The following is a 21,422-nucleotide window of genomic DNA, read 5'->3' on the forward strand; positions in this document are numbered from 1 at the left end:
CGACCGTCTCCACGAGCATCGGCAGGTTAACCCGAACCACCCGAGCATCACGATCCAGTCAAGGTCGGACGTGAACCCGGCCAAAACTCACCACCCCATGTTGCCGATCGATGACTGGCGGTAACCATCCATGTGGATCGTTACCGCCAGTCGTGACCCGGATGTCGGCTTTCTGATCGCGGCCCACAGGTGAGGGTCGCGGCCGAGGCCCGTGCCGCCTGGCCGATCACGGTCGGTTACCTACGGAGACAGTGATGTCAGGAGAGACTCGATGATCAAGCGTGGTAAGCCCACCAAGAACGGGAAGGTCAGACTCACCTTCACCGTGCCGTTCGACCGGGCCGTCGGCGGAATCTCACTGGTCGGCGACTTCAACGGCTGGGACCCTTACGCCCACCCGATGGAGCGCAAGGAGAACGGCACCTACCAGGTGACCCTCACCGTCCCGTCCCAGCAGCCGATCCGCTTCCGTTACCTCGCCGACGGCGGGGTCTGGTTCGACGACGCGGACGCCGACCACCACGACGAGCAGGGAGGCCACCTCCACCCCGCCGGACAGCTCGCCGGCGCCTAAGGACGGACGGTACGACGGGATCTCGCCGTCTCCACGGTCACCTCCGGCGAGACGGCCTCCCCCCGCACGTCCCGCCTGTTTCACGCCCGACCGGCGGGTATCCGTAACGGTGGGCACGACGACAGGGGGAGCGGATGCGGACGACCCACACCGGCCGGGCGGCCGGCACCGCCACCGGGCCCGTCGCGGGAACCGTCACCGGAGCCACCGTCGGGACCACCGTCGGGACCACTGTCGGGGCCACCGTCGGGGCCAACGTGGGGGCCAACGTCGGAGCCACTGCCAGGGCCACCCTCAGGGCCGCCGCCGGGACCCTCGCGCGAGGGCTCGCCTCCGCGCGCGGCGAACGCGCGGTCTTCGCGGACGGCGCCACCTTCCACGCCACGCTCCGCCCGCTCGACCATCCGATGTTCGGCGTCCCCGCCCTCGACGGACCCGGCGACCACCCCGCGCTGGTCCGCCTGTCCAGGGCCGGACTCCTGCCCGCTCCCCTGCCCGACGTGCTCGGCCTGGCCGTACGGCTGCCCGGGGCGGGCGGGGCGGGGGGCGACCTCGACCTGCTGCTGTGCTCGGCGCTGTGGCCCGGCCTGCTGCCCCTGCCCCGGCGCCGTTTCGTCCCCGGGGTCTACTCGACGATCCTGGCCTACGACCGCGCGGGGGAACCGCTGCGCTTCCTCGCCGTCGGGCACGGCCCGGCCGCCGGAGTGCCCGCCGTCCCCGCCCTCCTCGGGGAGGCCGTCGCGGACGGGCCGCTGGAGTTCACCCTCGGCGTCGACGGCGCGGACAGACGTCCCCTGGTACGGCTGAGCGTCCACACCCCCCTGCCGGACCAGGCCGGTGATCTGCCGGGATTCGACCCGGTCCTGAACAGCCACCCCGCGCTGCGGCCCTCGGAGCGGCTGCAGGCGACCCGGCTCGCCGCCTACGCGGGTTCCCGCCGGGGACGGGCCGTCCGCTGACCGTCCGCCGTTCCTGCCCGCCCGTTGAACTGTCCTCAGCCATGGGCGTACGGTGGTTGGAGTGGTTTCCGTCTTCGCACGGCTCCCATAAGGGCGCTGTCTCAGGCTGAGGTAGACAGCGGGGCATCATGACACGGCTTTCCGTCACCGTGAACGACCATCCACGGTTCTCCGTGGTCTCGCTCGACGGCGATCTCGACAAAACATCGGCCCCACGGCTTGAGGAGACGCTCACCGAGGTGCTGACGCGGAGACAGTCGCGCGTCATCATCGACACGACGAGACTCGGCTTCTGTGACTCAAGCGGCGTCTGGACCCTGCTCACGACGCTGCGGCGGGCCTACGAGCTCAACGGCTGGCTGCGTCTGGCGGGCGTGCACGGGGTGCTCGGCCGGATGCTCGAACTGACCAGGCTGGCCGACGCGTTCCCCATCGACCGGGACGTGCAGGAGTCCCAGATGAGGGTGTTCGGGGAGAGCGTCCCCACCCCCCGCTGAACGGGTAAAGACCCGTCGACGAAAGGGCCGTGACACGGCAACGACGACGTCGCGGGCCCCGCACGGCTTCCTAGGGTGATCGGGCCAGGTAGGCCGAGCCCACAGGGGGAGCCAGGGATGCGTCGTGTCCGCATCACGATGGACAACGCCGCGCTGTGCGACGTGGTACCCGGCGCCGCCGCGCGTGAGGCGGGCTTCGACGTCCGGGCCTCCCAGGTGATCCGCCGGGTCGGCGCCTCACACGAGGGGCACCCCGTCGAGGAGGTCTACGAGACGCTGCGCGCGAGCCTGCTGCAGATCCCGGGGGCCCGCACGTTCAACGAGGCCCGGGTGCGCAGGTGCGCGACGCTGATCAGCGAACGACGCGACCCGCTCTCCCGCGACTGACCCTCCCGGTGGCCTTCAGGAACCTTCAGGAACCCTCAGGAACGCAGCATGGTCAGCCGTACCGTCGAGGCGCCACGCTCGGTGAGGATCTCCACCGAGTCGCACATCTCCCGCATCAGCCACAGCCCGTAGCCCCTGCGGGAGCCGATCGGCGGCTGGACACGTCCCGCCCCGGTGTCGGTGAGCAGTCCCGCCTCGTCGATGATCTCCGCGACGACCCGCTCGGCGTCACAGCGCAGGACGACCAGGCCCTCGGTGCCCGCGTGGTCGAGCACGTTGTTCGCGGCCTCGCTGATGGCCAGGACGAAGTTGGTCTCCCGCAGTTCGCCGAGCGCCGCCGCCGCGAGGAACTCCCTGGTCCGGCGCCGCATCTCGGACAGGTCATCCCCGATCGGGAAGGACGTCCTGCGCGCCTCGCCACGGGTCGTCTCAGCCACGGGGGTCGTCCCCCGCGGCGCGGACCGTCCGCCCCGGCTCACCGGCCGGGACGAGGACGGGGGACCCGTCGAGGTCCGTCCGTCTGTCCGGGCGAATGGCCATGTCCTCACCGAGAGATCCGTTGGTGGACCAGGTATCGTCACACTACCCGACCCCCTGAAAGCGATCTTCGAAGGGCCGCCCGTCAGTCGCCGGCGACGATCCTGACGAACTCCTCGAAGGACAGCCGCCCGTCGCCGTCGGCGTCCGCGTCCCGGTTCAGCGAACCGAGGGCCTCCGCGGGCAGGCCGGGGAAGTGCGCGCCGAACTCCTCCTCGGTGACGAAGCCGTCCCCGTCGGCGTCGATGGCGTCGAACCTCCGCCTGAGCTCCGTCAACCGCTCACCGGTCGGCTCTTCCCGCATGATCGCCTGCCTTTCCCGACGTTTCCGACATCCCGTGTGTGACCAGACAACCTACGGGACGCACCCCCGGTACGGCCACGCCGGGCCGCCCGGCCCGTGACCCTAGACTGCGGGCATGATTCGTCCCGCAACGCCGGAGGACGTCCCGGCGATCGTCGACCTGATCCGCGGCCTCGCCGAGTACGAGAAGGCCCTGCGGGAGGTCGAGACCACGCCCGAGCAGCTGCACGAGGCCCTCTTCCGCCCCGAGCCCGCGGTGTTCTGCCACGTCGCGCAGGACCCCGGCGAGGGGCGGGTCGTGGGCTTCGCGATCTGGTACGTCACCTACTCGACCTGGCTCGGCAGGCACGGCATCCACCTTGAGGACCTCTTCGTCCTCCCGTCCGCCAGGGGGCGGGGATACGGCAGGCGGCTGCTGGCCGAGCTGGCCCGCCTCTGCGTGGCACGGGGGTACGGCAGGCTCGAATGGCAGGTGCTCGACTGGAACACCCCGGCCGCGGAGTTCTACGTCTCGCTCGGCGCCGGGCCCCAGCAGGAGTGGATCCCGTACCGGATCACCGGCCAGGCGCTTGAGGAGCTCGCCGCACGGTAGGGCTCGGTCGCCCTGTTCGTCCCAGCTGACCTGCGGTGATCGGTGGAAGTCGATGCCCATGACCGCCCACCGGGGCCCCTGCGCGCCGAGGCGGCGCGCGAAGGCCGCCCAGTCGTGGGTGGCCCCGGGCGACCAGCCGAGTTCGGCGACGGCGGGCAGCCGGGGGAAGGCCATGTACTCGATCTCCTTCTCCGTCGAGATCGCCTCGGTCCACAGCGGCGCCTCGACGCCGAGCACGGCCGAGGCGGGCACGCCCTCCAGGTGGGAGCCCGGGTCCCAGTCGTAGGCGTCGCGCACCTCGACGTAGCCCGCCCACTTCTGGCCCGGCACGGTCTCCGGGTCGTACTTCATGTCGAGGTAGGCCCGGTTCGCCGGTGACATGACCACCCGGGCGCCCCGGGCCACGGCTTCGGCCACCAGCGGGTCGGAGCCGGTTCGCCCCCAGTACTGCAGGACGCGTCCCTCCTGGTGGCGCACCCCGGGTTCGCCGATCTGGTGCCAGCCCACGACCGTCTTGCCCGTCGCGGCGACCATCGGCTGGACCCGGTTCATGAACGCGGCGTACCTGGCGGTCGGGGTGGCCCGTGCCTCGTCGCCGCCGATGTGCAGGTAGGGGCCGGGGGTCAGCGCGGCGACCTCCCCCAGGACGTCCTTGACGAAGGTGTGGACCTCCTCCTTCGTGGTGCACAGCGAACTGAACCCGACGTCGGTCCCGGTGTAGGGCGGCCTGGCCCTGCCGTCGCAGTTCAGCTCGGCGTAGGAGGCCAGCGCCGCGTTGGTGTGGCCGGGCAGGTCGATCTCGGGGACGACCGTGACGTACCGCCGCGCCGCGTGGTCGACGATCTCCCTGTACTGCGCCTTGGTGTAGTGGCCGCCCGGGCCGCCGCCGACCTGGGTGCGCCCGCCGTACGCGGCCAGTCTCGGCCTGCTGTCCACGGCGATGCGCCAGCCCTGGTCGTCGGAGAGGTGCAGGTGCAGGTGGTTGATCTTGTAGAGGGTGATCCGGTCGATGTACCGCTTGACCGTCTCGACCGGGTGGAAGTGGCGGGCCACGTCCAGCATCGCGCCCCGGTAGGGGAAGCGCGGGTAGTCCACGATCCGCCCGCCCCGTACCGTCCACGGCCCCGGCACGGCGGTCGCGCTCTCGACCTTCGGCGGCAGAAGCTGGCGCAGCGTCTGCACCCCGTTGAAGAGCCCGGCCCCCGTACTGGCACGGATGACCACGGCCTCGCCCGTCACGTCGAGCCGGTACCCCTGGGAGCCGACGACCGGGTCCGCCCCCGTGAGCAGCAGCGAGATCCCCTTACCTTCCCCGTCCTGGACGACCGGCAGGGCGTAGCCGGTCGAGGGGCGCAGCAGCCCGGCGAGGTAGGCGCCCACCTTCGCCGCCTCGGCGGAGCCCGCCTCGGTGTGGACGGCCGCGTCCGGCGGCAGCGTGTAGGAGGTGTCCGCCGCGGGCCGTACCGAGACGGGAACCGGCAGGACCTCCCCCATCGGGGCGGGGGCCGTACGGGCACCCGTGGTCAGCGCCACCACGCCCGCGCCGAGCACGAGAGCCGCGACGGCGGTGAGACGTGCGGGCCTGGAACGCCACAGGCGGGCCGGAGTCGGTGCCATGGCGTCCCCTCACCGGATGATCTCTGGCTGACAACCCTCGCCGACGGGACGATCGGCGTCAAGCAGGACACGGAGCGCAGGGGAAGCCATTATGACCACCGGGACGTAACCCCCCGGCAACCCCCCGGCCATCCGGCACCTGTTCGCTGTGCTCCATGGCCTGGCCGGACACCGAAGCCGTCGGATCGGACGTCACCACCCCCGTCATCGTGTACGGCGTCGCGGAACGGACCCCCGACGGGGAGCTGGCGCACGAGGGCAACCGGGTCCCCGACGTCGTCGCCCTCGACGCCCGGCGCCTGGTGGTCGCCTGGCGGGCCGGGGTGGGCGACCCCCGCGACCCGGCGCCGACCGACCAGGGCTCCATCATGTACGCCAGGTCGGCCGACGGCGGGACGACCTGGACGGTCGGCACGCTGGCCGGGGCGACCGCCGTCCACCGCTACCACTACGTGATCTTCCTGAAGGACGGGGACGCGCTGTACGCGCTGCTCGGGCGGATCACGGTCGCCGAGGACCGTGACCCCTCCGGCGACCTCGACGGCTTCCCCGTCACGATGACCGCCAGGCGGAGCCTCGACGGCGGCGTGACCTGGGCCGACTTCCCCGTCGTCGTCGACGTGCCCGGCAACGCCAGGGGTGTGGTCGTCGCGGGCAGGCCTCTCAGACACGACGGACTGTGGCTGGTGCCGTACTGGCGGCGGGCGGGGAACACGACCAGGGCGGGGGTGCTGCGCTCGGCGGACCTGGTCACCTGGACCTCCGGCGGCCTGGCGGAGAACCCGCCGGGCGTCGCGGTCGAGGAGCCGCAGATCGCTCCGTCCCAGGACGAGCCGGGTGCGATCGTGATGGTGGCCAGGACCCTCGACCTGACCGGCGGGACCTCCCCCGCCGAACGGGACGCCCACTACCGCGCGAACGCCGCCTACTGCGCCACGGCCGTCAGCCGGGACGGCGGGCTGACGTGGTCGCCGATGAGACCGGACCCCGAACTGCCCAACTACTACGTCAAGACGTTCTTCTGCGGCGACTCCCAGGGTCGCCACCTCGCGATCTACAACACCTTCGCCGGGCCGTTCACCGGCCCTTCGGCCGCCAAGCCCGACCAGTACCGCGAGGTCCTGCACTACAAGGTCAGGCGCCCCGGCGAGCCGTGGGAACCAGGACGGCTCTTCGCCGACGGCCCCAGGCTGACCAGGGGCGCGGCCAGGGGGTGGGACGTCTACCCCAGCGCCGACGAGTACGAGCCCGGCCGTCTCGTGGTCGTCTGGGAGCACAACCAGACGAACATCAAGGTCGCCAGACTCGACATCTCCCGTCCCTTCCCGGACGGCGACCTGCCGACCGGCGACTGGACGCTCACCGGCGGGGCGCGGATCGACGCGGGCCGGATCCGCCTCAGGAGCACCGGCCCCGTACCCTCCCACGCCTGGCGTCCCCTCGACGTCTCCAGGGGGTGCGACTTCACGCTGGAGTTCAGGGGGCGGGTCGACGACGACAGCGCGCTCGACCCGCGCACCGGCGCCGGCGTCTGCCTCGGCGCGAAGGTGGCCAACGGCGCGAGAAGGCTGATGCTGACCGTCCAGCGCGGCGGGGTCTGGACGATGCGCAAGGGTTCGGCCGTCTGGGAACGGGTCCACCCCCTCGGCGGCGCGGGAGCGCTCGCGACGTGGCGGGTCGACGTGGACAGCGCCGGGGTCGCCCGCCTGTTCCGCGACGGCGCGGACATCGGGGTCACCTGGGTCGTCCAGGACAGCAGGGAACGGCCCCAGCTCGCCCACTGGGTGACCGGGACGCCCGGCGGGAACGCCGCCGAGGCGACCGTCGAGTGGACACGGCTGACCCCTTTCCGCCGGGATCGCGCCCGGCTCTGACCGTCCCGTTCGATCCGCCTTCCCCGAGGTCGGCGCCGCCCGTCACGCGGTAGCTTGGTGGCTGCCATCACAAGGGAAGAGAGATCGTGACGACGTCTATTCATCAGCGGATCGCCGAAGAGCTGGGGGTGCGCGAGCGGCAGGTGCAGTCGGCGGTCGAGCTGCTCGACGGCGGGGCCACCGTGCCGTTCATCGCCCGCTACCGCAAGGAGGTCACCGGGGCGCTCGACGACGCGCAGCTCCGCACGCTTGAGGAGCGTCTGCGTTACCTGCGTGAGCTTGAGGAACGGCGTGCCGCGATCCTGGAGTCGATCCGCTCCCAGGGCAAGCTCGACGACGCCCTGGCGGCGCAGATCGCGGCGGCCGACTCCAAGGCCCGCCTTGAGGACATCTACCTGCCTTACAAGCCGAAGCGGCGCACCAAGGCGCAGATCGCCAGGGAGGCCGGGCTCGAACCGCTCGCCGACGGCCTGCTGAACGACCCGTCCGTCGATCCGCAGGCGGCCGCCGCCGCGTTCGTCGGCGAGGGGGTCGCCGACACCGCCGCCGCGCTCGACGGGGCGCGGGCGATCCTGGTCGAGCGCTTCAGCGAGGACGCCGACCTGGTCGGCGAGCTGCGTGAGCGGATGTGGTCCAAGGGCCGCCTGGTCGCGGCGGTCCGCGAGGGCAAGGAGGAGGGCGGAGCGAAGTTCTCCGACTACTTCGACTTCGCGGAGCCGTTCACCAAGCTTCCCTCCCACCGCATCCTGGCGATGTTCCGGGGCGAGAAGGAGGAGGTGCTCACCCTCACCCTTGAGCCCGAGCCCGAGCCGACCGGCACCTACGAGGGGCGCGTCGCGCACCGCTTCGGCGTCTCCGACCAGGGCAGGCCCGCCGACAAGTGGCTTGCCGACACCGTCCGCTGGGCCTGGCGCACCCGCATCCTCGTGCACCTGGGCATCGACCTGCGGATGCGCCTGTGGCAGGCGGCCGAGGACGAGGCGGTGCGCGTCTTCGCCGCCAACCTGCGTGACCTGCTGCTGGCCGCCCCCGCGGGCAGCCGCGCCACCATGGGCCTGGACCCGGGGCTGCGCACCGGCGTCAAGGTCGCGGTCGTCGACGCGACCGGCAAGGTGCTGGACACCGACACGATCTACCCCCACGAGCCGCGCAGGCGCTGGGACGAGTCGCTGGCCACGCTGGCCGCACTGGCCAAGCGGCACGACGTCGAGCTGGTCGCCATCGGCAACGGCACCGCCTCGCGGGAGACCGACAAGCTCGCCGGCGAGCTGGTCAAGCTGGTCCCGGGACTCACCAAGATCGTGGTCTCCGAGGCCGGGGCCTCGGTCTACTCGGCCTCCGCCTTCGCCTCCCAGGAGCTTCCCGGCCTGGACGTCTCGCTGCGCGGCGCCGTCTCGATCGCGCGCCGCCTGCAGGACCCGCTGGCCGAGCTGGTCAAGATCGACCCCAAGTCGATCGGCGTCGGGCAGTACCAGCACGACCTCGCGGAGACCAAGCTGTCCCGCTCGCTCGACGCGGTGGTCGAAGACTGCGTGAACGCGGTCGGCGTCGACGTCAACACCGCCTCGGCCCCGCTGCTGACCCGGGTCTCCGGCATCGGCTCGACGCTGGCGGACAACATCGTCCAGCACCGCGACGCCAACGGCCCCTTCCGTTCCCGCAAGGCGCTCAAGGACGTCGCCAGGCTCGGCCCCAAGGCCTTCGAGCAGTGCGCGGGCTTCCTGCGCATCCCCGGTGGCGACGACCCGCTCGACGCCTCAAGCGTGCACCCGGAGGCCTACCCGGTCGTACGGCGCATCCTGTCGGCGACCGGTGGCGACATCACCCGGCTGATCGGCAACGGCACCGTGCTGCGTTCGCTGCGGCCGCAGGACTTCGTTGACGAGACCTTCGGTCTGCCGACCGTCAGCGACATCCTGTCCGAGCTTGAGAAGCCGGGCCGTGACCCGCGTCCGGCCTTCAAGACCGCGACGTTCAAGGAGGGCGTGGAGAAGCTGTCGGACCTCAAGCCCGGCATGCTGCTGGAGGGCGTCGTCACCAACGTGGCGGCCTTCGGGGCGTTCGTCGACGTCGGCGTGCACCAGGAACGTCTGGTGCACGTCTCCGCGCTGTCGCGCAACTTCGTCAAGGACCCGCGCGAGGTGGTCAAGCCCGGTGACATCGTCAGGGTGAAGGTGCTCGACGTCGACATCCCGCGTAAGCGCGTCTCGCTCACCCTCCGCCTTGAGGACGAGCCCGCCCAGGGGCCCGCGAAGGGCGGCGCCCCCAGGGGGCAGGGTGGCGACCGTCAGCGTGGCGGCAGGGAGAACGGCGGCGGCCGACAGCGGCAGGAGCGCGGCGGCGACCGGCGGAGCGCGCCGGGCGGCGCGATGGCCGACGCCCTGCGCCGGGCCGGTCTCGGCGGCTCCGACTCAGGGCGTTAGCCGTACGGCGACGCGGGCCCGGCGGCTCTTCCGCCGGGCCCGCTGTGTCCTTCCCGCCGAGTCCGCGGCTGTTTGATTCCCGCGGGCCCGCTGCGTCTCCTCGCCAGGCCCGCGGGCGGTGAGGTCAGAGCAGGCGCCTGATGTCGCCGTAGGCACGGTAGAAGCCGCCCCGCGCCGACTGGCGGACGCCCTCGACGAGGTAGCGGGCACCCGCCTCGCGCACCTCCTTGGGGAACTGCACGTTCCAGCGCGGGTCGTAGCCCTCGCTGACGACCCGCACCCGCAGCCGGTCGCCCTCCCTGAAGCACTCGACGACCACGCCGCCCGCGGCGTCCGTGACGGCGTCGAACACCACGGTCTCCAGCGTCGCGACCGGCTCGACCGCGGCCAGGCTCGCGGCGGCCTTGACGTCGACCGCCTGGGGGACGGTGCCCGCCTGGGCCGCCCTGATCGCCTCCTCGGTGGCGTCGATGCAGGCCAGGGTGCCGTCGGTGGTCACGATGTAGAGGCGGTCGTCGAGGTACTGCATGGAGAAGGCCGAGCCGCAGCCCGTACCCAGCTTCCACAGGCGCTCGCCGCTCTGGTCGAAGCAGTAGATCGAGGAGTGGTTGTCGCCGGCGAAGACGTACCGGCCGCCGGGGGCGGTCGCGCAGGAGAAGACGGTGGCGTCACAGCGGTAGACCGCCTCGGTCCTGCCGTCCGACTTGGCGAGCCTGTGCACGGCGCCCCGGCCGGTGCCCGCGTAGACCGAGTCGGCCTCCTGCCAGCCGAACAGCACCGCGCCCGCGACACCGGTCTCCCAGACCGGCTTGCCGTCGGCGGCGTCGTAGCGTGCCACGCCGGTGGAGTGACCGTGGTAGACGGCGTCGTCGTCGCAGCGGACCATCCAGGCGTACTCGCCCCGCCCCTTGCGTGCCCACTGGAACTCGTCCTCGTGGTCGATCGTCGTGATCCGGCCCGCCCTGTCCGACACGCCGAGCACGCCGTCGTGGATGTCCAGCCAGTAGATGTCGACGTCGTCGGCGATCTCGTAGGCGACCCTGGGCACCTTCCCGCTGAGGTCGTAGACCTTGCCGTCGTCGGCGCCCGCGTAGATCCAGAAGTCGTCGGCGACGATGCACTTCACCCCGTCGGGCAGCCGGAAACGGCCGGTGACGGTGCCGCCGTGGGTGACGGTGTAGACGTCGCCGTTCTGGTTGCCGACCCAGCAGCGCTCCGAGTCGACGAAGATGCCGAAGGCCGCGGCTCCGCTGGCGAAGCGCCACAGCACCGGGGCCTGGGAGGCGGTCGAGCGGACGCTCTCCACGCTGCGCCGGGTGACCGAGCGGCGCTGCCGCACCCCGCGCACGGCCGGGGCGTAGCCCTTCCTGACCTTCTCCGCGATCTTCTTGGCGGCCGCGGCCGCGGCCTTCTCCTCGGTCGTGAACGAGGAGATCTTGGTCTGGCCCGAGTCGCCGATGCGGCCGTAGCTGATGGTCACCTGCAGCCCGTCGTGCACGACCTTGTAGAACTTGTGGGAGCCTCCGCCGTCCTCGGACAGCTCCAGGTACGTGCTCCGCGCCGCCATGCCACACCTCTCGGTCGATTCGGTCGATCGATTTTCCGGGAGCGTACGGCAGATGGGCGACAAAACAGATGTTTTCCGCTGAACCGCAGGTCACCCACTCAAAAACCGCCTATCGAAGCACCATGGAAGCGGGCGCGCCCTGCCCCCTGCCACCCCGTACGGCCACGCCCGCCGGAGAGGCCGGGGCCGTGGCCTGGACGGTGGCCTGGACGGTGGCCCTGACCGTGTCCCCGGCGGTGGCCCGCTCCCGGCTGTGGCAGGCCCGCAGCACCGGGCCGAGCATCACGAGCACCCCGACCTCGAAGAGCACGACCAGCCGCTGGGTCACCCCGGCCGGGATGTCGTCGTTGGTCAGGTCGATGCCGAACATCCGTACGACGTAGGGGGCGACCACCAGGACCAGCACGCCCAGGGAGGCCAGGCTCAGCAGCCGGACCGGGCGGGAGTACGGGCTGCTCGCGTACCTCCTGGCCAGGATCAGGCCCGCCAGCGGCATCGCCAGGAAGGCCACGAACGCCGCGTACCTGTGGATGCCACCGGACATCGACAGCGGCACCCCGGGCTTGTCCGTGGGGAAGGCGCCGATCAGCAGCATGCACAGCCCCCAGACGGCGATCAGCGTCGCGGCCCCCCGGTCCTCACCGCGCCGGGCGAGCAGGACGCCGAACGTGGTCGCGGCCGCGGCGAAGAGGCCCAGGGAGACGGGCAACAGCCAGCCGTCGGTCTGGAAGGCGTATTCACTGATCACCGTGTGAACCGGGTCGAGCCCGGTGACCAGGTGAAGTCCCGTCATCGTCACGGCCCCGGCGCCGATCGCCACGTAACCGCCCACAAGCATCTTCGATCCCGCAAAAGCCTGACGTGCCATGGGTTCAACCTTGGCGAGCGGCCTCGTTCCGCAGTACCGGAGACGGTCCCCAGTGATCCCTGAGCCTTCCCGGAGGAACCCCGGGGCGGGGTGGGGTCACCTTCAGGGGGTCGTTCGTCACCCCAGGGCGCTGAACTGGGAGAAGACCGCCCAGGGTAGGGCAGACCTCATCAGGGTAGCCCTTCTCAGGGTAGAGCTGGGGCTACCCGGGACTTGACCTTGAGCGCGCTCGAAGAGACATCGTGGGACACCGGGGCCGCCCCGAACACAGGGGCCTCGATCACTTGATCGACTTCTACAGGGCACAGGAGTTCACATGAACAGGCGTCGTCTTGGTCAGAACGGCCCGGAGGTCTCGGCCATCGGACTCGGCTGCATGGGGATGTCGGAATTCTACGGTCAGGCCGACGAGTCCGAGTCGGTCGCGGTCATCCGTCGCGCGCTCGATTTGGGGATCGACTTCCTCGACACCGCCGACATGTACGGCAGGGGCCACAACGAGGAACTGGTCGGCCGGGCGATCAGGGGCCGCAGGGACGAGGTGGTGCTGGCCACCAAGTTCGGCGTCGTCAGAGGGGAGGGCGAGGAGCGCGGGGTCGACGGCAGCCCCGCCTACGTCAGGCAGGCGGCCGAGGCCTCGCTCAGGAGGCTCGGCGTGGACCACATCGACCTGTACTACCTGCACCGCCGTGACCCGCAGGTGCCGATCGAGGACACCGTCGGGGCGATGGCCGAGCTGGTCGCGCAGGGCAAGGTCGGCCGGATCGGCCTGTCGGAGGTGAGCGCGGACACCCTGAGGAGGGCCCACGCCACGCACCCGATCGCCGCGCTGCAGAGTGAGTACTCGCTGTTCACCCGGGGTCTTGAGACGGAGATCCTGCCCGCGGCCAGGGAGCTCGGCGTCGCGCTCGTCGCCTACTCTCCGATCAGCAGGGGACTGCTCGGCGGCCTCGGCACGGGCGACCGGCTTCCCGACGACGACTTCCGCAGGTATCTTCCCCGCTTCGCCGGGGAGAACGGCTCGCGCAACGAGGAGCTCGCCGCCGAGGTCCGCAAGATCGCCGAGGAGGCCGGTTGCACTCCGGCCCAGCTCTCCCTGGCGTGGCTGCTGGGCCGGGGTGAGGACGTCATCCCCATCCCCGGCACCAAGCGGCTGCGTTATCTGGAGGAGAACGCGGCGTCGGTTGACGTCACCCTGACCGCCGACCAGCTCGCCGCGCTCGACGCGGCCGTGCCCCCGGACAGCGTCAAGGGTGATCGTTACCCGAGCATGGCACTGATCGAGGGCTGAGCCGTACCGTCGCACGGTCCCGGGCCCGTGCCGGGCACGGGCCTCAGGGCCTGCGGTCGCGGAAGGTGCGGCGCAGGTCGTCGACCCAGGCGCCGGGGATCTCCCAGGGGATGAAGTGGCCGCCCCGGTCGTGGGCGGTGAGGTTGACGTGGTTGTACCAGCCCGCCCGGTCGCCGTCGAGGAAGGAGCGCACCCGCCGGTCGGTGGTGACGCCGGGCGGGTTCTCGTAGCCGACGAAGGTGATGCCGGTCGGGGCCTCGACGACGGGTTCTCGGTCGTGGGAGGGCGCCCAGGGGTGACGGTTGGCGTTGGCGTAGTAGCGCATCGAGGCGCCGATCGCGTTGTTGACCCAGTAGATCATCGTGTGCGTGATCAGGTCGTCCCGGTCGAAGACGGTCTCGACGTCGCCGCCGTTGTCGCTCCAGGCCGTCCAGCGTTCCAGGAGCCAGGCCAGCAGGCCCGCGGGTGAGTCGCTCAGCGCGTGGGCGAGGGTGCCTGAGTCGAGCATGTGCACGGCCAGGTGCACCGCGAAGCGCCGGTCGAGGGCGAGGATCCGCTCGCGGACGGAGTCGGGCGCCCCTTCGGGGATGGGCGCGCCCTGGGCGAGGTCCCAGGCCCGGTCGCCGTTGAAGAGGGTGAGCTTCTGGCCGGAGCCGATGTGGATGCCGTACAGCTCGGCGGCGTACTTGTGGCCGAGCTGACCGCAGACCAGGGCGCCGATGTCGCACCCGCCTGCGGCGTATCTGGAGTGGCCGAGGACGCCGGTCATGAGGCTGTGCCACAGGTCGGCGACCTTCCAGAAGTTGACGTCGTGGCTTCCTGGGAGCGGACCGGAGAACCCGAACCCGGGCAGGGAGGGCACGATGACGTCGAAGGCGTCCTCCGGGTCGCCGCCGAAGGCCGCGGGGTCGGCGAGCCGGTCGACGACCTTCGACCAGTGCCAGAACGTCCACGGCCAGCCGTGGGTGAGGATCAGCGGAACCGGCCGGGGTCCTGCCCCCGCCTTGTACATGAAGTGCACCGGGGTGCCGTCCACGGTCACCCGGTAGTGCTCGTAGGCGTTGATCGCGGCCTCGGCCTCCCGCCAGTCGTACTCCTCGCGCCAGTAGGTGACCAGCTCGTTCAGGTAGCCGCGGGGGACGCCGTAGGACCAGTCGCCGTCCTCCTCCAGCGGTGGGCGGGTCAGGCTCAGCCGTACCCTCAGGTCGTCCAGGACCTGGTCGGGCACGTGGATCGGGGTCGGTTCGAGGGGAATCATGCGGTTCCTTTCACCGGTCACCGGCGGCGGGCGGCGGTTCGTCCGGCGGCCGTACGGCGAGGGCGGACATCTCCGACAGCGCGGGCAGCGCCTCGGCGATCGCCCGTCGCTGCCCGGCGTCCAGGTGCCGGGCCAGTTCGGCGAGCCTGGCGATCCGGTTCTCGCGGCGGCTGTGGACGATCTCGGCGCCCGCGGGGGTGATGTGCACGAGCACGGCCCGGCCGTCGGTCGGGTCGGGCCGCCGCCTGACCAGGCCGTCGCGTTCGAGACGGGTGACGAGCTGGGTGATCGCCGGTTGGGTGACCTGTTCGCTCTCCTTCAGCTCCGACAGGCGCAACGGCCCTCTGCCGGCCAGGGTGTGCAGCACCCCCAGCGTGGTGAAGCTCATCCGCTCGACGGAGGCGAGGCGGATGAAGACTCCCGTGAACCTCTCCACGGCGAGGGCGAGGGCCTCGACGTCGAGGCCGTCCGATGACTCGTGCGGCGACACGGCAGGACTGTATCACCGACTTATATAAGTTGCTTATCTATTTCGGGAGGGGGCGAACCCCCTCCCGAGGGAACCACGGGACTCAGCGGGCCAGCGCGGTGGCCAGCGGGGTCGCCGGATGCCCCGTCAGCCGCGGTACGGCGTCGCCGATCCCGGCCAGCTCACCCTTGGCGATGGCCGTGTAGGTCGAGACCCACGCGTCGACCTCCCAGTCGGGGGCGCCGTAGTGCTCCCTGGAGCGGTAGGCCTCCTCGACGGTCTCCCGGTGGTAGGTGACGGGACGCCCGGTGACCTCGGTGATGATCGCGGCGGCCTCCTCAAGGGTGATCGCCTCGGGGCCGGTCAGGTCGTACGTCGCGCCCGCGTGTTCGCCGGGTGAGCCCAGGACCGCGACGGCGGCGTCGGCGATGTCGTCGAGGGCCACGACCGACACCCGCCCGTCCTCCGCGGGACCGCGCAGCACACCGTCCTGACCGGCCATCAGTGGCAGCAGGTCGGCGTACATGTTGTCCCGCAGGAACGTGAACGGCACCCCCGTGGCCCGGATGTGCTCCTCGGTCGCCCAGTGGTCGCGGGCGAGGGTGAACGTGGCGTCGGGGGCGGCCCCGTAGAAGGAGACGTACACCAGGTGGCCGACGCCCGCGGCGACCGCGGCGTCCACGAAGGCCCGGTGCTGGGCGACGCGGTCGGGGGCCTCGGAGGCCGAGACCATGAGCAGGGTCTCGATCCCGTCGAGGGCCTGGCGCGCGGCCTCCCCGTCGGCGAAGTCCGCCCGCGCGACCTGGGCCCCGTCCAGCCGGGGCGCGCGGGCGGGATCGCGGACGACGAGCCTCTGACTGGTCCCCGCGGCGGCGAGCCTGGCGGCGACACGCCCGCCGAGCCTGCCGGTTACTCCTGTGACAGCGATGGTGGTCATGCTTGAAAGGTACTGGCGCCCCTCACGGCCACCGGGCAGGCATGCCCCCGGACGACTCAGCGGAAAGCGACAAATCCCCGGCGGCATGCCCCATAAGACATTAGATCGCTCACCCGAATCACTTGACGGGTGGCCGTATACCGCTGTCAACTCCGGCCTTCCTGAGCCCGCCCTCCCCCGGGGACGTCCCGATCCTTCCGGGCCGCGGTGTCACACCGGTGGGCGCGAGGGTCATGGCCGATGAACTCAGAGGACCGCCCAGAAAAGGCAGCATCACCACGAAAAGCCACGAAATATCATTATTTTTCACGCCAATTGTGGCACTTTACTCGAACATTGATACGGGCTGCGTGTCGTTTACCAAGAAGAGCACCAGGGGAGTATTGAACTCGCGCCCGGAAGCATGTCGCGGCGTTTTTCCACCTTCGGACTATTTTTCATGGAGTGATGATGCGCCCTGGGAACAGACCCGCCCGCGCCCTGTCCGTCACCGCCCTGGGAGTCGCCCTCGCGGCGCTCGCGCCCCTGCCCGCCCTCGCCGCCGGCCCCACCGCCTCCGCCCCTGTCTCCACCGCCACCCCCGCCACCGGGCCCGGCTCCGGCATGGGAGAACCGGTGGATCCCGGCGAGGTCGAGCCGGGCATCTCATGGACGAACACCCTGAAGCCCTCGGGCCTGGGCAGGCGCGGAACGCACTGATCCCGCGCCCCGGCTCCGCCCCCACGGAAGACCCCGCGAGGACCCCATGGAGACCCATGAGGGCCCACGACTCCACGAAGGCTCTCATAGGGCCCTATGAGGGCCCGATGAGGATCCCGGAGACCGGCTCAGCCCAGGCGTGAGACGAGGACCCCGGCACGCGCGAGCTGCGCCTCGCGTGCCCTCCGCACCGCACGACCCAGCAGCGTACGGTTCCAGGCCTGCACCACGAGCCTGTCCTCGACCTCGGTCCCGCCGTCCCGGTCCCGCAGGGTGAACCGGTAGCCGAGTTTGACCCCGCCGGGACCCGCGGCCTCCCCCTCGACGGTCTCCGGAGTGCTCCTGAGCGTCACCTTCACCAGGCTCTCGTACCTGACGAGACCGAGCAGCCTGAGCCGCTCGACCGAGACGTAGCGCGTCTCCCCGTCCACCGTGCTGACGTCCCTGACCGCGACCACCAGCGGCGAGAGCCCCACGTAGCTCTGCGGCTGGCTCAGGTGCGCCCGAAGCGCCGCCGGGGTGTTACGCACATGGAAGGTGTTGTGCAGCGTGACTTTCGGCATGACATGTCCCCCAAATCATGATCTTTAGGGGGAGACAGTAGCCGGTTCCGACATGTACCACCGGGTGTGTTGCTCACCTCGGGTGAGGGAGTCGAGCCTGCGGGGCAGCTCGCTGCGGGAGAACGGGTCGGCCCCGGCGTTGCGGATGTGGATGCCCACGGCGTACATGTCCCGGATCTCCATGAGCGTCGAGTAGCCCGGCCAGGAGCGCAGGTCACTGCCGTAGGCGTCGGCGAAGGCGTCCACCTCGGCCGCGCTCAGCCCGAACCGGCGCTGACCGTGGTAGGTGTGCACCAGGTCCCACTCACGGGGTCCGACCGCGACGCCGTCCCAGTCGCACAGCACCACGTGACCGTCCGTGCAGCGCAGCAGGTTGTCGATCCAGGCGTCCCCGTGCAGCAGCACCGGCGAGCCGTCCATGTCCAGCCCCGCCCAGCGCTCGGAGAGCTCGGCGATGCGGTCGCGCAGCCAGGCCCGCTGGCAGGGGGTGAGCACCGCCGACCCGTCGACCGTCACCCGCAGCTCGGCCAGCGGATCGGCGAAGCGCTTCAACGCCACCGGGGGCACCGGCAGCAGGTGCAGGCTGCGCAGGATCTCTCCCAGCTCGGTGGTCGTCGGACGGCCGCTCGCGGGCACGTAGTGCCAGAAGGTCACGACGCCGCCCTCGTGGGTCACCGGCTGCTCGGAGATCTCGTCGGCGGGACGCACCGCGGGAAAGCCCTGCTGGGCGAGCCAGCGGGCGACCGCGAGCACCAGTGGAAGCCTGGTCCGCGCGTTCGGCGCGGTGGCGATCCTGACCACGATCCCGCCGCGCAGCTTGAAGACGGCGTTGCTTCGCACACGAAGGAGTTCGGCGTCCCGGTGATCGATCCCGAGATCCTCGCAGACCTCGCGCAGGACCCGGAACGCCCCCTCCGCGAGCGGGCCCATCAGCTCACCGGCAGGGCATCGACGACCAGGTCTGTCAGGCGGCGCACCGCCGCGGCTCTGCGCCTGCCCTCCGGCACCTCCGACAGCACCACCCTGGCGCGGCTGAGCACGATGGAGGTGCGGTGCTCCGGCGGCACCTGGAGCAGGGCCTTCTCCGCCAGGTGGCAGGCGTCGTCGGCCTTGCCCCCGCGGGCCATGTGCGCGGCCTGGTCGAGCAGGAGCAGCACCGGGTCGATGGTGTAGGCCCCGGAGGGACCCGGCGTCCAGTCGACCTCCTCCCCCAGCTCAATCAGCGTGCCGATCCGGTAGAACTGCAGGCGGCGTTCGGAGAAGCGGAAGGCCAGGTGGTCGTGCCCCTCGGGAGGCATCCTGGCGAAGATCCGCTCCGCCTCGGCCAGCGCTGCCCTGGCGGCCTTGTGCTCGCCGAGCCTGGCCAGCGCCCGCGCCTCGGCCGCCGCCCCGAGGGCCGCCGGAGAGCTGGGCGCGTTCCCCGCGAGTGTCCTGGCCTCCCTGGCGAGCCGTACGGTCTCGGCGAGGTCCCCGTAGTAGTAGGGCAGCATCGCCTGTTGCGCCCTGACCAGGGCTCGCAGCCGCAGGTCGCCCATGTCGTCGGAGGCGGTGCGCGCCGTGCCGTACCAGGCGTGGGCCTGGCGGGTGTCGCCGAGCTTCATCAGCGCGTCCGCGGAGAGCAACGCCAGCATCACGGTCGCGCTCAGCAGGCGGCGCTGGGCCATCGCGGGCTGGCGGGCGGTGACGAGCGCGCGCACGTCGCACAGTTCGAGCATCAGCCGGTAGAGCATCGGCAGCGGGGCACTGGTGATGTACTCGCGGCGGTAGCGGAGCACCTGCTCGTCGAGCGCGTCGAGCTGGTCCTCGGTGACGGTGGCGCGGGCGAGGGTGCGGTCGAGCTCCTGGCGGGTCCGTTCGACCTCGGCCAGCAGCCGCCCGTTCATCACGAAGCGGGAGCCGAGCAGCGCGTGGTGGAACAGCGCCCGCCGTTCCATGTCGTTCCTGCCGTCAGCCGCGCCGTCGCCCTCGCGCCGTTCCTCGGCCCGGTACGGCTGGCGCCCCTCACCCCCGGAGAGCACGACGACCCTGGCCTCGCTCTCGTCGTCGCAGTAGTCACCCGCCAGGCCGAGCCGTACGGCGTTGGCCCGGTAGAGCCGGGCCAGCAGGTCGATGGTCTGCGGGCGGGGACGGGCGCGCTTGTTCTCCCAGGCGTTGAGGAGGTCGATGTTGGCCCGGGCCTCCCCCAGGTCCTGGCGCAGGCACATCTCCTCAAGTTCCTGTACGGCCTGCCTGGCCGACCACCCCCTGGCCAGCCGGTGGGCCTTCAGGAGGCTGACCCCGCAGCAACCGTGGATGGCCTGCGCCGTCTGCCAGGGCGTCCACTGCTCGGAACCGGCCTGCTCACGCCAGCGGCGCGCACACGCGGGAGAATGTTCACCTCGGGCCACGGCGCCCTCCCCGTCGCTGTTTACACAAGATTAACGAGAGCGAAGCACAGCGTAAGCATGCTCATGCATTGCTTTCCCTTTATTCGCGGTTTACGCACGGAACGGCGACAACTTTCCCAGGTATTCCACTGATCCGGCGCCGATCCGGCCCGAAGGCCGATTGCCTCACATGCCCCCGAACCGCACTCTGCACATTAAAGCCAACACCGTCCGCCAGGAGTGATCCACATGACGGCAAAGCGCGGCGAGGCCGTCGACCATCTGCGCCGGCTCGCCTCCCAGCTGGAGGCCCATTCCTTCCAGGTGCACCTGAGGTCGTCCCACGGACCTTATCCCCGCCTCCACGTGGTCAACCCGATGGCCCCCACCATGACGGAGGACGTCCTCGCCTCCCACGACGAGGACGGCGAATGGTGGTTCTGGCTCTCGTGGGCGGGGCGTATCGGTCAGGCCGAGGACGTCGCGACGGCTGCGGAGCGTGTGGCCAGTGTGCTCCATGTGATACGTCGATAGGTGATTCTTGGGCTCCACATGGGTAACACCCGATGATCAAGCCCAGAAAGGAGCGGGAACGTGAAAAGGATCCACCTCATCCAGCGCCCCCGGCCCCCACGTGAGCCGGTTCCGCTCGACCTGCGCACTCCCTCGGGCAGAGCCCTCCCTTTTTGACCCCTTTCAGTGCCATACATCCCCTTCTGACCGCCGCCCTCCGGCGGCCGCCCCGCGCCGCAGCGACGGGTCACGGCCGCGGAGCGCGTCGCCTCTCTCCCCTTAGGAGCCCCTTTCAAGGGAAATTTCTCCTTTTTTGAGTCCCCCTTTCAAGGTAACTTCAAGTACTTTGCAGGGGTCCCGGGCCATCCTTGCGGCCATGAGCAGCGTTCTCTTCACCGTCAGTGTCAGCGTGGTGGTCCCCGCCATGAACGAGGCCGCCAACCTGCCGCACGTCTTCGCGACGCTGCCGGAGTGGGTGGACGAGGTCATACTGGTCGACGGCAACTCGACCGACGACACGGTCGCCGTCGCCGAGAGGCTCCGTCCGGGGCTGCGTGTCGTGACGCAGACCGGCAGGGGCAAGGGCAACGCCCTCACCGAGGGGTTCGCCGCCGCGAAGGGCGACATCATCGTCATGATCGACGCCGATGGTTCGACGGACGGGCGGGAGATCGTCGCCTTCGTGACCGCCCTGACCGAGGGCGCCGACTTCGCCAAGGGCTCCCGCTACATCCCCGGCGGCGGCTCCGACGACATCAGCCGGACCCGCTCCCTGGGCAACCGCGTCCTCACGATGATCACCAACCGTCTCTACGGCACCCGCTACACCGACCTGTGTTACGGCTACAACGCCTTCTGGGCGCGTCATCTGGAGGTCCTGAACCTCGACTGCGACGGCTTCGAGATCGAGACGCTGATGAACGTGCGCGCCGCCAAGGCCGGGCTCGTGATCCGCGAGGTGCCCAGCCACGAGCGCAGCCGCATCCACGGCGTCAGCAACCTGCACGCCGTACGGGACGGCCTGCGCGTGCTCAGGACCATCCTGCGCGAGCGCCGCCGCACCGCCTCTCCCCGGCGCGAGCACGCCTCCGTCTGACCCGGGCGGCTAATATGTGCGTCTAGACAGA

General features: G+C 70.9%; 21 protein-coding genes and 1 pseudogene. 11 read left to right on the plus strand and 11 right to left on the minus strand.

Annotated features, from left to right (window positions below):
- The first annotated feature begins 271 nt into the window (after nucleotides 1-271).
- From ACFOYY_RS00815 to ACFOYY_RS00830, 4 genes are all read left to right on the plus strand, one after another.
- The gene (locus tag ACFOYY_RS00815) at nucleotides 272-574 is read left to right on the plus strand and encodes an isoamylase early set domain-containing protein (protein ID WP_352010577.1); all 303 of its coding nucleotides are present in this window, start codon (nucleotides 272-274) and stop codon (nucleotides 572-574) included.
- Between the two features lie 134 nt (nucleotides 575-708).
- Nucleotides 709-1,533 (plus strand): hypothetical protein, encoded by an 825-nt coding sequence (locus ACFOYY_RS00820; protein WP_386186837.1) that lies wholly within the window; start codon nucleotides 709-711, stop codon nucleotides 1,531-1,533.
- Between the two features lie 128 nt (nucleotides 1,534-1,661).
- Nucleotides 1,662-2,030, plus strand: a complete 369-nt coding sequence (locus ACFOYY_RS00825; protein WP_352010575.1) for an STAS domain-containing protein — start codon at nucleotides 1,662-1,664, stop codon at nucleotides 2,028-2,030.
- 117 nt (nucleotides 2,031-2,147) lie between these two features.
- Nucleotides 2,148-2,417 carry a hypothetical protein gene (locus tag ACFOYY_RS00830; RefSeq protein ID WP_386186839.1) on the plus strand — a complete coding sequence of 90 codons (270 nt, stop codon included), beginning with the start codon at nucleotides 2,148-2,150 and terminating at the stop codon, nucleotides 2,415-2,417.
- Nucleotides 2,418-2,452: 35 nt separating this feature from the next.
- Here ACFOYY_RS00830 and ACFOYY_RS00835 read toward each other — a convergent pair whose 3' ends face one another.
- Nucleotides 2,453-2,854 carry an ATP-binding protein gene (locus tag ACFOYY_RS00835; RefSeq protein WP_352010573.1) on the minus strand — a complete coding sequence of 134 codons (402 nt, stop codon included), beginning with the start codon at nucleotides 2,852-2,854 and terminating at the stop codon, nucleotides 2,453-2,455.
- Nucleotides 2,855-3,039: 185 nt separating this feature from the next.
- Nucleotides 3,040-3,258 carry an EF-hand domain-containing protein gene (locus ACFOYY_RS00840; RefSeq protein ID WP_362773604.1) on the minus strand — a complete coding sequence of 73 codons (219 nt, stop codon included), beginning with the start codon at nucleotides 3,256-3,258 and terminating at the stop codon, nucleotides 3,040-3,042.
- Nucleotides 3,259-3,373: 115 nt separating this feature from the next.
- Between ACFOYY_RS00840 and ACFOYY_RS00845 the strand changes: the two genes are divergently transcribed.
- A complete protein-coding gene (locus ACFOYY_RS00845) occupies nucleotides 3,374-3,850 on the plus strand; it encodes a GNAT family N-acetyltransferase (RefSeq protein WP_386187657.1) in 477 nt (158 codons plus the stop codon).
- 138 nt (nucleotides 3,851-3,988) lie between these two features.
- Here ACFOYY_RS00845 and ACFOYY_RS00850 read toward each other — a convergent pair.
- Nucleotides 3,989-5,467 (minus strand): annotated as a pseudogene (locus ACFOYY_RS00850) (beta-N-acetylhexosaminidase); the annotation flags it as partial.
- Between the two features lie 155 nt (nucleotides 5,468-5,622).
- Between ACFOYY_RS00850 and ACFOYY_RS00855 the strand changes: the two are divergent.
- Both ACFOYY_RS00855 and ACFOYY_RS00860 read left to right on the plus strand, forming a co-directional pair.
- Nucleotides 5,623-7,341: a sialidase family protein gene (locus ACFOYY_RS00855; RefSeq protein WP_386186842.1), complete on the plus strand. Its 1,719-nt coding sequence runs from the start codon at nucleotides 5,623-5,625 to the stop codon at nucleotides 7,339-7,341.
- A gap of 86 nt (nucleotides 7,342-7,427) precedes the next feature.
- The gene (locus ACFOYY_RS00860; protein ID WP_386186844.1) at nucleotides 7,428-9,764 is read left to right on the plus strand and encodes a Tex family protein; all 2,337 of its coding nucleotides are present in this window, start codon (nucleotides 7,428-7,430) and stop codon (nucleotides 9,762-9,764) included.
- A gap of 124 nt (nucleotides 9,765-9,888) precedes the next feature.
- On the opposite strand, the gene ACFOYY_RS00865 is transcribed toward ACFOYY_RS00860, so the two are convergent.
- Both ACFOYY_RS00865 and ACFOYY_RS00870 read right to left on the minus strand, forming a co-directional pair.
- The gene (locus tag ACFOYY_RS00865; protein WP_386186846.1) at nucleotides 9,889-11,331 is read right to left on the minus strand and encodes a WGR domain-containing protein; all 1,443 of its coding nucleotides are present in this window, start codon (nucleotides 11,329-11,331) and stop codon (nucleotides 9,889-9,891) included.
- Between the two features lie 109 nt (nucleotides 11,332-11,440).
- Nucleotides 11,441-12,199, minus strand: a complete 759-nt coding sequence (locus tag ACFOYY_RS00870) for a DUF998 domain-containing protein (protein ID WP_386186850.1) — start codon at nucleotides 12,197-12,199, stop codon at nucleotides 11,441-11,443.
- Between the two features lie 316 nt (nucleotides 12,200-12,515).
- On the opposite strand from ACFOYY_RS00870, the gene ACFOYY_RS00875 reads away from it, so the two are divergent.
- Nucleotides 12,516-13,490 (plus strand): aldo/keto reductase, encoded by a 975-nt coding sequence (locus ACFOYY_RS00875; RefSeq protein ID WP_386186852.1) that lies wholly within the window; start codon nucleotides 12,516-12,518, stop codon nucleotides 13,488-13,490.
- A 43-nt stretch (nucleotides 13,491-13,533) separates the two neighbouring features.
- Here the strand turns inward: ACFOYY_RS00875 and ACFOYY_RS00880 are convergent, their stop codons facing one another.
- The 3 genes from ACFOYY_RS00880 to ACFOYY_RS00890 all read right to left on the minus strand — a co-directional run bounded on the left by ACFOYY_RS00880 (nucleotide 13,534) and on the right by ACFOYY_RS00890 (nucleotide 16,154).
- Nucleotides 13,534-14,748: an epoxide hydrolase family protein gene (locus ACFOYY_RS00880; protein ID WP_386186854.1), complete on the minus strand. Its 1,215-nt coding sequence runs from the start codon at nucleotides 14,746-14,748 to the stop codon at nucleotides 13,534-13,536.
- 10 nt (nucleotides 14,749-14,758) lie between these two features.
- Nucleotides 14,759-15,238: a MarR family winged helix-turn-helix transcriptional regulator gene (locus ACFOYY_RS00885; protein WP_352010563.1), complete on the minus strand. Its 480-nt coding sequence runs from the start codon at nucleotides 15,236-15,238 to the stop codon at nucleotides 14,759-14,761.
- Nucleotides 15,239-15,320: 82 nt separating this feature from the next.
- Entirely contained in the window at nucleotides 15,321-16,154 is an 834-nt protein-coding gene (locus ACFOYY_RS00890; protein ID WP_362773625.1) for an SDR family oxidoreductase, read from the minus strand.
- Between the two features lie 450 nt (nucleotides 16,155-16,604).
- Between ACFOYY_RS00890 and ACFOYY_RS00895 the strand changes: the two genes are divergently transcribed.
- A complete protein-coding gene (locus ACFOYY_RS00895; protein ID WP_362773628.1) occupies nucleotides 16,605-16,853 on the plus strand; it encodes a hypothetical protein in 249 nt (82 codons plus the stop codon).
- 128 nt (nucleotides 16,854-16,981) lie between these two features.
- Here ACFOYY_RS00895 and ACFOYY_RS00900 read toward each other — a convergent pair whose 3' ends face one another.
- From ACFOYY_RS00900 to ACFOYY_RS00910, 3 genes are read right to left on the minus strand one after another with little or no spacing between them, the layout of a single operon-like run.
- Complete coding sequence (locus ACFOYY_RS00900; protein WP_352010560.1) at nucleotides 16,982-17,416, minus strand: SRPBCC family protein; 435 nt, start codon at nucleotides 17,414-17,416, stop codon at nucleotides 16,982-16,984.
- 24 nt (nucleotides 17,417-17,440) lie between these two features.
- Entirely contained in the window at nucleotides 17,441-18,346 is a 906-nt protein-coding gene (locus ACFOYY_RS00905) for a phosphotransferase enzyme family protein (protein ID WP_352010559.1), read from the minus strand.
- Nucleotides 18,346-19,803 (minus strand): XRE family transcriptional regulator, encoded by a 1,458-nt coding sequence (locus ACFOYY_RS00910; protein WP_352010558.1) that lies wholly within the window; start codon nucleotides 19,801-19,803, stop codon nucleotides 18,346-18,348. Before ACFOYY_RS00910 ends, ACFOYY_RS00905 begins: the two co-directional genes overlap by 1 nt.
- Nucleotides 19,804-20,031: 228 nt before the next feature.
- On the opposite strand from ACFOYY_RS00910, the gene ACFOYY_RS00915 reads away from it, so the two are divergent.
- Together ACFOYY_RS00915 and ACFOYY_RS00920 are read left to right on the plus strand one after the other, a co-directional pair.
- A complete protein-coding gene (locus tag ACFOYY_RS00915) occupies nucleotides 20,032-20,316 on the plus strand; it encodes a hypothetical protein (protein WP_352010557.1) in 285 nt (94 codons plus the stop codon).
- Between the two features lie 355 nt (nucleotides 20,317-20,671).
- A complete protein-coding gene (locus ACFOYY_RS00920) occupies nucleotides 20,672-21,391 on the plus strand; it encodes a glycosyltransferase family 2 protein (protein WP_352010556.1) in 720 nt (239 codons plus the stop codon).
- Nucleotides 21,392-21,422 lie beyond the last annotated feature (31 nt).

Source organism: Streptosporangium jomthongense (assembly GCF_042650425.1).
Lineage (GTDB): Bacteria > Actinomycetota > Actinomycetes > Streptosporangiales > Streptosporangiaceae > Streptosporangium.

Excerpts from the sequence above, each read along its gene's own strand:
- ACFOYY_RS00865 (WP_386186846.1), bottom strand. The coding sequence starts at position 11,331 with ATGGCGGCGCGGAGCACGTACCTGGAGCTGTCCGAGGACGGCGGAGGC.
- ACFOYY_RS00905 (WP_352010559.1), bottom strand. The coding sequence starts at position 18,346 with ATGGGCCCGCTCGCGGAGGGGGCGTTCCGGGTCCTGCGCGAGGTCTGC.
- ACFOYY_RS00870 (WP_386186850.1), bottom strand. The coding sequence starts at position 12,199 with ATGGCACGTCAGGCTTTTGCGGGATCGAAGATGCTTGTGGGCGGTTAC.
- ACFOYY_RS00895 (WP_362773628.1), top strand. The coding sequence starts at position 16,605 with ATGCGCCCTGGGAACAGACCCGCCCGCGCCCTGTCCGTCACCGCCCTG.
- ACFOYY_RS00815 (WP_352010577.1), top strand. The coding sequence starts at position 272 with ATGATCAAGCGTGGTAAGCCCACCAAGAACGGGAAGGTCAGACTCACC.
- ACFOYY_RS00915 (WP_352010557.1), top strand. The coding sequence starts at position 20,032 with ATGACGGCAAAGCGCGGCGAGGCCGTCGACCATCTGCGCCGGCTCGCC.
- ACFOYY_RS00825 (WP_352010575.1), top strand. The coding sequence starts at position 1,662 with ATGACACGGCTTTCCGTCACCGTGAACGACCATCCACGGTTCTCCGTG.
- ACFOYY_RS00830 (WP_386186839.1), top strand. The coding sequence starts at position 2,148 with ATGCGTCGTGTCCGCATCACGATGGACAACGCCGCGCTGTGCGACGTG.
- ACFOYY_RS00845 (WP_386187657.1), top strand. The coding sequence starts at position 3,374 with ATGATTCGTCCCGCAACGCCGGAGGACGTCCCGGCGATCGTCGACCTG.
- ACFOYY_RS00820 (WP_386186837.1), top strand. The coding sequence starts at position 709 with ATGCGGACGACCCACACCGGCCGGGCGGCCGGCACCGCCACCGGGCCC.
- ACFOYY_RS00840 (WP_362773604.1), bottom strand. The coding sequence starts at position 3,258 with ATGCGGGAAGAGCCGACCGGTGAGCGGTTGACGGAGCTCAGGCGGAGG.
- ACFOYY_RS00890 (WP_362773625.1), bottom strand. The coding sequence starts at position 16,154 with ATGACCACCATCGCTGTCACAGGAGTAACCGGCAGGCTCGGCGGGCGT.
- ACFOYY_RS00875 (WP_386186852.1), top strand. The coding sequence starts at position 12,516 with ATGAACAGGCGTCGTCTTGGTCAGAACGGCCCGGAGGTCTCGGCCATC.
- ACFOYY_RS00880 (WP_386186854.1), bottom strand. The coding sequence starts at position 14,748 with ATGATTCCCCTCGAACCGACCCCGATCCACGTGCCCGACCAGGTCCTG.
- ACFOYY_RS00920 (WP_352010556.1), top strand. The coding sequence starts at position 20,672 with ATGAGCAGCGTTCTCTTCACCGTCAGTGTCAGCGTGGTGGTCCCCGCC.
- ACFOYY_RS00900 (WP_352010560.1), bottom strand. The coding sequence starts at position 17,416 with ATGCCGAAAGTCACGCTGCACAACACCTTCCATGTGCGTAACACCCCG.
- ACFOYY_RS00855 (WP_386186842.1), top strand. The coding sequence starts at position 5,623 with ATGGCCTGGCCGGACACCGAAGCCGTCGGATCGGACGTCACCACCCCC.